Source organism: Brevundimonas sp. (assembly GCF_041648055.1).
Lineage (GTDB): Bacteria > Pseudomonadota > Alphaproteobacteria > Caulobacterales > Caulobacteraceae > Brevundimonas.
This window is the reverse complement of sequence record NZ_JBAZPS010000019.1, coordinates 1-10,114: the sequence shown is the minus strand read 5'-3', so window position 1 is coordinate 10,114 and position 10,114 is coordinate 1. Positions and strand designations below refer to the sequence as shown.

The 10,114-nt window shown below is 64.1% G+C and carries 7 protein-coding genes and 1 pseudogene; 2 read left to right on the top strand and 6 right to left on the bottom strand.

The annotated features are described in order from the left end of the window. Nucleotides 1–223: 223 nt before the first annotated feature. The 4 genes from WC585_RS16970 to WC585_RS16955 form a co-directional block, all read right to left on the bottom strand. Nucleotides 224–736 (bottom strand): HlyD family efflux transporter periplasmic adaptor subunit, encoded by a 513-nt coding sequence (locus tag WC585_RS16970; RefSeq protein WP_230307492.1) that lies wholly within the window; start codon nucleotides 734–736, stop codon nucleotides 224–226. A 60-nt stretch (nucleotides 737–796) separates the two neighbouring features. Then, complete coding sequence (locus WC585_RS16965) at nucleotides 797–3,301, bottom strand: TonB-dependent receptor (RefSeq protein WP_154725290.1); 2,505 nt, start codon at nucleotides 3,299–3,301, stop codon at nucleotides 797–799. Nucleotides 3,302–3,392: 91 nt separating this feature from the next. Further along, nucleotides 3,393–4,394 carry a FecR domain-containing protein gene (locus WC585_RS16960; RefSeq protein ID WP_154725291.1) on the bottom strand — a complete coding sequence of 334 codons (1,002 nt, stop codon included), beginning with the start codon at nucleotides 4,392–4,394 and terminating at the stop codon, nucleotides 3,393–3,395. Next, on the bottom strand, nucleotides 4,394–5,047 hold the full coding sequence (locus WC585_RS16955) for an RNA polymerase sigma factor (RefSeq protein WP_230307493.1): 654 nt from the start codon (nucleotides 5,045–5,047) through the stop codon (nucleotides 4,394–4,396). The genes WC585_RS16960 and WC585_RS16955 overlap by 1 nt, the downstream gene beginning before the upstream one ends. A gap of 62 nt (nucleotides 5,048–5,109) precedes the next feature. On the opposite strand from WC585_RS16955, the gene WC585_RS16950 reads away from it, so the two are divergent. After that, entirely contained in the window at nucleotides 5,110–6,267 is a 1,158-nt protein-coding gene (locus WC585_RS16950; protein WP_230307494.1) for a metallophosphoesterase, read from the top strand. Nucleotides 6,268–6,532: 265 nt separating this feature from the next. Here the strand turns inward: WC585_RS16950 and WC585_RS16945 are convergent, their stop codons facing one another. Both WC585_RS16945 and WC585_RS16940 read right to left on the bottom strand, forming a co-directional pair. Continuing rightward, nucleotides 6,533–7,909: a transposase gene (locus WC585_RS16945; RefSeq protein WP_373259184.1), complete on the bottom strand. Its 1,377-nt coding sequence runs from the start codon at nucleotides 7,907–7,909 to the stop codon at nucleotides 6,533–6,535. Nucleotides 7,910–8,087: 178 nt separating this feature from the next. Beyond that, entirely contained in the window at nucleotides 8,088–8,795 is a 708-nt protein-coding gene (locus WC585_RS16940) for a hypothetical protein (RefSeq protein WP_154725293.1), read from the bottom strand. A 743-nt stretch (nucleotides 8,796–9,538) separates the two neighbouring features. Here WC585_RS16940 and WC585_RS16935 point away from each other — a divergent pair. Continuing rightward, a pseudogene (locus WC585_RS16935) lies at nucleotides 9,539–9,999 on the top strand (IS5 family transposase); the annotation flags it as partial. Between the last annotated feature and the right edge of the window lie 115 nt (nucleotides 10,000–10,114).

The window sequence follows — 10,114 nt, the reverse complement described above, 5'->3', positions numbered from 1 at the left end:
CCATGGGGCCATTGGCAACAAGACGCCGATCACGCTGATGAATCCGGGTGACACAGCCAGCCTGTCACCCTGACTCGGGCCGGAAAACTCCAGCTTCGAGTGCGCCAGAAAACGGGGGCGGATCACGGGCCGGAAAACTCCAGCTTCGAGTGCGCCAGAAAACGGGGGCGGATCATCAAGGGCCGGACTCTAGCTCCGCGTGGAGGAAATTCTCAGGGGCACGTCAGATTGCCCCCATGTCATCGATTAGCCTGCTGATTTTTTCGATCACATCTGACGCAGTCACGGTTGGGCTACTGGCTTTATGTTGAGACCGGGCCAGCCGTTCCAGTTGCTGTGCCTCGGCGTCCACCCGCCCCTGCCCCGCGCCGAACTTCTGGTAGGGAAAGGCCTGGTACATCAGGCGGACATCCTGTCCTTCCCGGATGAAGCCGGACGCCCGCGACGGAGCGTAGAGTTCGGCCTCCAGCGGCGCATTTCCTGCTGTAACGACCGCCACGGCCGCTCCGGCCGGCAGGCTCTGCCCGCGACGGACCGGCAAGGCTGCAACCCGACCGTCCACGGTCGCCACCACCACGTAGTGGGATTGAGATTCCACCTGGGTGCGCTGCTGTTCGAGGCCCGCCCATGCCGAGTCGGCTTCGGCTCCCGCCGCATCCAGATCAATGGAAATCACGGCCAGCCGGGCGTCCACTTCTCCGATCTCGCGTTCGTAGGTCAGGGCGGCGCCCGCCAACGCCGCCTCAGTTTGGCTGCGCCGCCTCCCTGAAATGCGAGAGACGGCGCAGCCAAAGCGTCAGAAGCTGTAGCGCAGCCCCACGCCGTAGCTCGCCGGGGCGCCAACCAGACGCGAAGCGCCGTTCATCTCCGGGAAATAGACCTCGTCGGTAATGTTGCGACCATAGGCGTAGACTGCCCAGTTGGCCGAAGTTTCCAGCTCCACGCGGGCGCTCAGGAGCGTGTAGGCCTCAGCCGTATTGCCCGGTGCCGCATTGAGGCGATTGGACTCCTCGCCGTGGTGCGAGACGGCCAGACGCGAGTCGAGACGCCAGCCGTTGGCCAGGACAAGGCCATGGTTCAGCGACAGGGTTGCGGTCACATCCGGCGCGCCCGGCAGGGGATCACCGACGGTCGACAGCACCTCGGCCACGCGGGCCGAGCTGAACGAGATGATGTCGGTGTCCAGGAAGGCAGCCGCCAGATCGAGGTCCAACGTCTGGTTGGCGCTCTCGAACAGCAGCGCGTTGACGGCGAACTCGATCCCCTTGCTTTCGGCCTCGCCGACGTTGGCCCGGCCATTGGTGTCATTGGCCAGGCGGGTCGTCGCCTGCAGTTCCTTGAACTTGTAGGAGAAGGCGTCCAACGACACGCGCAGGCGCGCGGTGGTCCAGCGCAGCCCGGCCTCATAGGCCGTGACCGTTTCGGACTCGAACGGCAGGGTCTCAGCCTGGGTGAAGATCGAGGTCCCGTCGAAACCGCCGCCACGATAGCCCGTACCGGCCGAGACGAAGACGTTCAGGTTCGGGTTGAAGGCGTATTTGGCCGTGACCCGGCCCGAGACATTGTCATCCTCGAACGACCGGTCCCAGACGAAGGGGTTAGTGGTGGCGAAGGTGGTGGTGAAGGTCGAGATGCCCCACGGGTTGAGGTCGTCGTTGCGGCCGCTGAAGGTGGCTTCGTCGCGGGTGTAACGCAGGCCGCCCGACAGGGTCAGCTTGTCAGTCAGGTCATAGTCGACCTGGCCGAAGACGGCGAAGCTGTTGCGGGTCTGCTTGTGCAGGTTGTCGTACTGGGTTCGCGCCGTATAGCTGGTCCAGTGAGTGTCGAAGTCAATGTCGTCCGAGACGTAGAAGCCGCCCACGATCCAGTCCAGACGACCACCCGTGTCGTCGCTGAGGCGCATTTCCAGCGAGGTCTGGCTCAGCGTCTCGTCGGCGTCGAAGCGCGAGGCCGGATAGGGCGAGCCGTCGCCATTGCCCTGGACCGAGCGGGTCGTGCCCTGGACGTTGCCGATCACGGCCAGGTTCAGGTTGTCGCCCAGCCGGTGCTCCAGGGCGCCCGACACGCCGTAGATGTCGATGCTCTGGGTCGGATATTCCGAGGAGAAGAATTCGTAGGGATCGTCGTTCTCGCCCGCATTGGCGATGTTAGAGTCCAGAGAGGCCGAGATCCGGTCGTACTGGCGCGTATCGCCCCGATCCCGGCTGCCGAACAGCTTCAGCGTCAGGGTCGTCTCCGGGCTGAAGTTCAGAGCCACGGTGGCGCGCCCCGCGAACAGGTCCGTGTCGCCGAAGCCTTCGCGGCGGCCCGGATCGACGATGGCTGGGACCTGAGTCTGGAGGACGCCGCCGATCACGGGACGGTAGCCGGCGAGATCGCCCGCGCCGGCGCCCGTCATGAAGCCCCCGCCCTGCTCGGCCAGCACGGCCAGGCGCACGCCGACCTTGTCGCCCAGCGGACCGCCGACGGCCGCCTCCAAGGCGGTGTAGTCATGGCTGCCGATCTCGACGCGGCCCGAACCTTCAACTGTGTCGCCGGGCCCTTTGGTGATGGCGTTGATCACGCCGGCCGTGGTGTTGCGGCCGTACAGGGTGCCCTGCGGCCCTTTGAGGATCTCGACGCGATCCAGGTCGAACAGCGGCATGCCCAGATAGGCGTTGGAGGTCTGATAGACGCCGTCCACGTGCAGGGCGACCGATGGGTTGCCGTTGGGCTTGTAGTCGTCGGCGCCGCCGATGCCGCGGATGCTGATCAGGCCGTAGTTGGTGCCGCCGAAGGCGTAGTTGATCGAGACGCCCGGAACCTCGTCCACCAGGCCCGCGACGCTGTCGATGCCGCGACGCGCGGCGTCTTCGCCGTCCAGCACGGTGACGGCCAGCGGCACGTCCTGGATGCGCTGCGCGCGCTTCTGGGCGGTGACGATCACCTCGTCGACGGTGGTGACGTCGGCGGCTGCGGTTCCGATCTGCGAAACAGAAAAGGTGCGCTCGCCGACCTGGGTCGCGACCAGGCCCGATCCGGCCAGGATTTCGCGCAGCGCCTGGGCTGGCGGCATGAGGCCGAAGACGCGACCGGCGCGCTTGCCGCGCACCAGTTCCGGCGAGAAGACCACCTGGACATCAGCCGTGCGGGCGAAGCTGGTCAGGGCCGTTTCCAGCGCCTGGCCTTCAATGGCGAAGGCGATCGACTGGCCGCCCGAGGCCTGCGCCAGAACCGGCGAAGCGACGGCCAGAACAGCGACGGCGCTGCAGGCGAGCAGGCCGCGTTTCAGAGTGCGCGAAAGCGGCGAGGAAATGGTCATTGGTAGCCCCTGAAGTGGAAGACCGGCGCCCGGCCGGTTCGTTCTCAGGAACGGGAGCGACCGCGCGAGTCCCCACCCGGTCTTGGAAATTTCATCGAAGCGTAGTCGTTTCGTCAGGCGTTCGAATGCGCCAGACGCCGTCCGGCGCGCGCTTCACGGAAAGGGCGAAGCCGGTCGCCAGGGCCAGGGCGAACTCTCGGCCGCCATCGTATCGGAAGGAGCCGGAGATGCGTTTGTCTCCGGCCGCCTGGTCCTCGATCGCCAGGCGATCGGCGGAATAGTGGTTGAAGGCGGCGACGACCTCGCGCAGCGGACGATCCCGCACGACCAGCCGGCCCAATCGCCACGCCGTCTCGACTTCGACATCGGCGGCGGCCTTCTCCAGCCGACCGTCGCGGACATCCACACGCTGGCCCGTCTCCAGGCGAACCACGGCTCCCTCGCCGCCCCGGTCGGCCAGGGAAAGCTGTCCCTGCTCGACGAGGACGTCCGGACGGTCATCCAGATAGGTCAGCTGGAACCGCCCCTGCTCCGTCGTCAACTCCCGCTCGCCTACGCGCAGGCTGAAGGGCTGGGCCGCATCGGGCAGGATGTTGAAATAGGCCTGACCTGTCTCCAGCACGACCGCGCGCCTGCCCTGTCCGTAGTCGAGACGCAGGCGGGTCATGGGCGCCAGCGTCACCTCCGAGCCGTCGGGCAATGGCGCGGTCAACCGCTGGCCGGCCCGGGTCGAGATCAGGGCCCGCGCCGGAGACGCCGACGTCATCAGCCAAAGGCCGCCGCAGGCCGCCGCGACGGCGCCGCCGGTGAGGCCGAACAGGGCGCGCCGCCGGGTGAACCGGCGATCTTCCGGCCCCAGCGCCGAGGACCGCAGCGCCAGAATCTCGGGTTCTGCGGCGTCCAGCTCCAGCAGACGCCAGGTCTGCTGGCAGCTTCGATAGGCGCGGAGATTCTCAGGGTCCTCGTCCAGCCAGCAACGGAAGCGGGCCTCGTCCTCGGCGCTGGTCAGGCCGCCGCCGTTCAGCCGCGCGAACCAGAAGGCGGCGGGATCGGCATGGTCGTCGTTGCCGGGGCGCGGAAGGGCGGGAAACATCAGCGGTCGCCCTCGACCAGGTCGAGCCTCAGGGCCGACATCGCCCGCGCCATGTGCTTCTCGACTGCGCTCACAGAAATTCCCAGTCGCCCGGCGATCTGGGGGTAGGTCAGGTTTTCGAACCGCCGCAGGATCACCACTTCGCGTGCCCGGGGCGGCAGGGCGTTCAGCGCCGCCAGCATCCTTTTCAAACGCTGTTTTCCGGCGACGATCTGTTCTGCCCCCGGTTCTTCGCTCTCAGCGACCAGGTCCGTGATCTCGACATGGCGCCCCTGCCCCCTGGCCTGCTCGTACCGGCCACGGTCCCTCGCGATATTGGCGGCCGCCTCGAACACGTAGCCGTCGACGTTCTCAAGACTGAGGAGGTCCGCCCGGCGCAACAGACGCACGAAGAGCTCCTGCACCATCTCCTCGGCGTCCGCCGGGGTTCTGGTCCGCCTGAGAAAGTAGTGGAGCAGCGGACTGCGGAGTCGTCTCGTCAGGCTCGCAAACCCTTCGTCGGGCGCGAGGTTGGGCGACGGACGAACCGTACTGATCGACGCTCCATGTTCCTGGCTCACAGACGGCAGATGGCGCTGGAGCGTCACCGTCTGATGTCGGTGGGACGACATTTGCGTATCAATCGATGCGCCCGCGCCAATGCGGAGGCTCACCGGAGAAAACCGTCACACTGCTTGGCTATGGCGTCCCAACCCAGCAGTTCAGGACGGGACCCATGACCATGTTCAAACGGATCGGCGCGAGCCTGTCTCTGGCTCTGTCGCTCGGAGGCGCGTTGCTGGCGACAGCGGCTCCGGCCTGGGCCGAGGTCTTCACCGTGGCTGTCGTTTCGGACACCCAGAACTACTCCGACATCACCCTGCCGCAGCCGCGCGGCGCGGACACCTTCGCCCAGCAGATGCGCTATCTGGTCGAGACGCGTGAAGAGAAGAATCTGGCCTTCGTCTCCTTCGTGGGCGACATCGTCCAGCACGGCGACGGCCAGTTCCGACGCGCGATCCCCGACGCCGAGGGCGAATACCAATACTTCGACTCCCGCGAGGAATGGGACATCGCCAACCGCGCGATTTCGATCCTGACCCGCAGCGGCCTGCCCTTCGGCATGGTCCCCGGCAACCACGACTACGACAACTATTCCTGGTGGGCGGAGAACGGTCCCGGCGCCTCCAAACCGCTGACGGGCGGCCGGGCGTGGAGCCTCTATTTTGGACCGGATTCGCGTCATTTCGGCGGCAAAGCTTGGTACGGCGGCGCTTCCGCGAACGGATTGAACAGCTATCAGACGTTCACAGGGGGCGGGAAGCGGTTCCTCCACCTATCGTTGGAGATGGAGCCGCCGCAATCCGCGCTGAACTGGGCCCAGGGCGTGATCGACGCCCATCCCGGCCTGCCGGTCATCGTCACCACCCACGAGTGGCTGAAGCCCGACGCGCAGGAGCGTTCCAACGGGTACGACAGCTACTTCGCCGGGGCCGACAATCTGTCTCCAGATCAGGTCTGGGATCGCTTCATCCGCAAGAACGCGATGATCTTCATGATCCTGAGCGGGCACAACTACACTCGCCCTGTGGACGGCGTGTCCAATGGCGAGAACCTGCGGATCGACCTCAACGACGCCGGTCATCCCGTCTATCAACTGATTCAGGACTACCAGGGCAATACGGTTGGGCGGGATGGCGCTGCGGGCTCAGCCAACGGCGGCGCAGGCTGGCTGAGGTTCATGGCGTTCGACACCGACACCCGAAAGATCCGCTTCTACACCTACTCGACCTTGCTAGGCCGCCAAGCCGGCATCAATGGAGAGGCCACCTTCGGGGTCGCGCCTGAACGATCAGCGTTCGAGTTGGACTTCCCGCCACAGCTTCAACATTGACCAGGTCTGCCACAGCGCCATCACCGGCAGCGGCAGGACCCGACCGGGCAATGTAGAGACAACTACAAGCTTTGGACTGCGCACAAAAACTCCTCTCGGAACATGGCCTTTCAGGCGATGGGTGAGAGACCATGTCGCATGGGGGCAGGCCCTAAATGCTGGTGCCGAATGTCATCGGGCGGATACCGTTGAAAAAGTCGGTTTGCTGACGGGACAGCACGGCTACGTGGTCAGGCTGTGACGGGGTTCGTAACGCGTCAGGCCTTCAGACAGGCACTGGGGAGGTTTGAATCGGGATCAGACGGGCCATTTTGCGCAGGTTCTGGGCGGTGGCGGCGAGGAGGAACTCGTCTCGGGCGCCGCAGGGACCGCGAAGCCGCAGCCGGTCCAGCCTGAGGATGCGCTTGAGGTGGGCGAACAGCATCTCGACCTTCTTCCGTTCGCGTCGGGAGGTGACGTAGGCGTCGGTCCTGGCGATGTCGCGGGTGACGTCCCTGGCGTCTTCGTGGATGGAACGGGTCACCTTCCGAGCCGGCCCGTTGGGGCAGCACTTGGGCTTCAGCGCACAGGCATCGCAATCGATCTTGGAGGCGCGATAGCGATAGGTGTCATCCGGTGGAGTGTCGGGGTGATCGGCGCGGAAGGCCCGCCGATATTGCTTCAGTTCCTTGTCTCCTGGGCAGCGATAAAGGTCGGCGGCGCGGTCGTAGGAGAAGTCGGCTCGGGAGTAGGTCCCGTCCGTCCGGCCGGACTTGTCGATGATCGGGATGTGGGGTGCGATCCCTCGGTCGTTGACCAGCCATTCCAGCATCTCGGCCGAGCCATAGGCGGTGTCGGCGGCAAGGCGATCGGGGTGGAGATCATGCTTATCCTGAACCCGCTCGATCATGGTGCGGGCCGCGGTCAACTCGGCTGGCCGCACGGCGGTGGACGCCTCGACATCGACGATGACGGCGTGCTTCAGGTCGATCAGGTAGTTGGTGGCATAGGCGAAGAAGGCCGGCCCCTTATTAGCGGCGGTCCAGCGCGCGGCCGGATCCACCGGCGAGATGAACTTGGGCGTCACGGGAGTGGCCCCACCGAACGCCGCGTCGTCCAGCACCGCCAGATACTCGTCGATGGCCCGGCTCGACGCCTCGGGCGGCAGACCGGGATCACCAGGCACGCTGCGCTCGCGGTTCGCCTCGGCCTTGATCAGGCTGGCGTCCACGGCGAAGCCCTCGCCGCCGACCAGGCCTTCGGACATGCACCGCCGCAGGACCGTGTCGAACAACTGACGCAGCAGGTCACTCTCGCGGAAGCGGCCGTGGCGGTTCTTGGAGAAGGTCGAGTGGTCCGGCACAGCCCCCTCCAGACCCAGCCGGCAGAACCAGCGATAGGCCAGGTTCAGATGGACCTCCTCGCACAGCCGGCGCTCCGACCGGATCCCAAAGCAGTAGCCGACCAGCAGCATCCGGATCAGCAGTTCGGGATCGATCGAGGGGCGGCCCATTGCGCTGTAGAACGGAGCCAGATGCGCACGCAGCCCCTCAAGCTCGACGAACCGGTCGATCGACCTCAGCAGATGGTTCGCCGGGACGTGATCCTCCAGCGAGAACGTATAGAAAAGAGCCGCCTGATCGACCCGCCGCTCGCCCATCATCACGCTGCCTCCAGCCTCAATGGCCAGAGTGAATCAGCCCCCGCCGCCCGTGGCAATTGCCGACTTTTTCAACGGTATCGGTGTACTACGGACATTCGCTTGTAGGCTAACGGGTAGAGACGAGCTCGAAGCCCCTTGAACGTGCTAAAATTCGTGCAGCTTGCGCCCACTCCATCCGTCAATGCGACGGATCGACGTGCAGGGCTCGGGCACGCAGATTCTCTGCATCCGCAACAAAGCGGGCTAGTTGATTGTTCCGCCAACGCAAGTCCAATCTTTCGTCACTCTGAAATTCCATCAGCACGCGTTCTGCGTGAAGATTAATTTCAGTGTGCGCCGCCTTACCGAAATAGGATTTCTTTAGCGTATAAAAATAGTTGCGCAGAACATCCTGAGCCTCGCGGAATTCTCCCCTGCTCAACAGATCATCGATGAACACACGAAGCACCTGAACAGTAGCCCGAGCTTGTCGTAGCGCCACTGCATCCCTACGGCCTAGAGTGTGGATATTGGCCAACCGGCTCTGAAAACAATGCAAAGGATGCATTACCAGAACGCTCACCCCCTGCCCTTGGGCGTCCTCACCTCCAATAGTTACGAACTGCCTGCGCAATTCGGCATCATTGACGCCAAGAACGCTGCGCATGAAGTCGATCTTCACCTCTCGCCCGTTCAACTCGCCAACGAACAGGGCCGCGTTCGGCGTATGATCCGCGCCATCGGGCAAAATTAGCTTCCCGCCCAGATCAGCGACAAGCCCATCCTCCGCAGCGGAATTATGAAGAAAATCAATATCTTTGCTGGTGAACGGCCCATCCTCGAGAAGCTCTGGTAAAGCCCCTCGGTAGAACTCAACCCAGAGATTGACAGACTGTCCGCCCACCACGATCGCTTCCGCGTCAGCAACGATCTCCAGTATCCTGGCAACCTCCGCAGCCTCAAGGTGAACGGCACCGAGGTCGCTGTCTGCGTTAGCTGACAGAATTCAGCCTCTTGCGCCCGACGGCCTGAAGCTCAAATCTGGACACACCAAGCGAGGAAAAGAAACTGTTGGCTGCGGCGAGTTCGCGCGCGCCTACTTGGCCATCGTCAAGCCTAGCTTCGTCAGCACGACGGCAGGCCGCCTTCTCAGCACCCCTCCGCTGCAGGTCGTATCTATCGAATGCGCGCATAACCATTCTCACCACCAACCACCAATATATACTCAATGCGCCGAACGTCCAATGTCCGATTTCACGCCCTACCGTCCGCTGCCGCCAGACCAGAAGCGAATATTTGCTCCACAACGTCGGCGAGAACTTCACGCGGTACGGTGATACCTCGATAAAGACGCATACGGCCTCCCAGCTCTGTCAGTTGCGCAGAACTATGATCTAGGTTCTGCCCCATAAGCCACGCCCACCTGCTGATCTGAGAAATGCAGAGGAACCTGCAAGGTTTTGGTCTGAACGCACATACTTCACTGAAAACTTCGCCTTGCAGGCGAAGAGTGCGGCGATCGCCCGGGTAAAGGCGATGTGGGTCTCGATTGCAGTCGGGCTAGGTAGTGTGGACAAAGTGGATTCCCAAATCACCAGATGACTGATTCAAGGCTGCTCTTTGCGGAGAGTGGCGTTGGTTCGTGGTTTGATGTCGGACGAGGAATGGGCGTTCTTCGAGCCGTTCGTTGTCGAGAAGGGGCCGAGACGGGGGCGGCGTCCTCGTGATCACCGACGGGTGCTGGACGGAGTGTTCTGGATCGCTCGGACAGGCACGGCCTGGCGTGACCTGCACAGCCATTTCGGCGAGTGGAACTCGGTCTATCGGCAGTTCCGGCGCTGGACGCTGGCGGGGACCTGGGAGGTGATGCTGGAGGCGCTGAACGAGGCCGGCGCAGGGCATGGCAGCGTCCAGATGATCGATTCCACCATCATCCGCGCCCATCAGCACGCCGCCGGCGCGCTAAAAAAGGGGATGAGGACCAGGGTCTTGGCCGCTCTCGCGGTGGCTTCTCGACCAAGATCCATCTCCGCAGCAACGCTTTGGGCCTCCCTGTTGCGGTCACGCTGAGCGGCGGTCAGGTCTCCGATGTGAAGGGCTTGTCCGTCGTCGAAACATTTGGCGCAGGTTTGGCGTGGCGTTAACGGAGAGCGGGCCTCGTCAGGGGTTGGCTTTTAGGCGGCGAGCTTGCGGTGCTGCAAGCGGCGATGTTCGATGGTCTGTTTC

What these genes read in the sequence shown, in the direction of transcription:
- WC585_RS16965 (WP_154725290.1), bottom strand. Translation starts at nt 3,301, where the DNA reads ATGACCATTTCCTCGCCGCTTTCGCGCACTCTGAAACGCGGCCTGCTC.
- WC585_RS16960 (WP_154725291.1), bottom strand. Translation starts at nt 4,394, where the DNA reads ATGTTTCCCGCCCTTCCGCGCCCCGGCAACGACGACCATGCCGATCCC.
- WC585_RS16950 (WP_230307494.1), top strand. Translation starts at nt 5,110, where the DNA reads ATGACCATGTTCAAACGGATCGGCGCGAGCCTGTCTCTGGCTCTGTCG.
- WC585_RS16945 (WP_373259184.1), bottom strand. Translation starts at nt 7,909, where the DNA reads ATGATGGGCGAGCGGCGGGTCGATCAGGCGGCTCTTTTCTATACGTTC.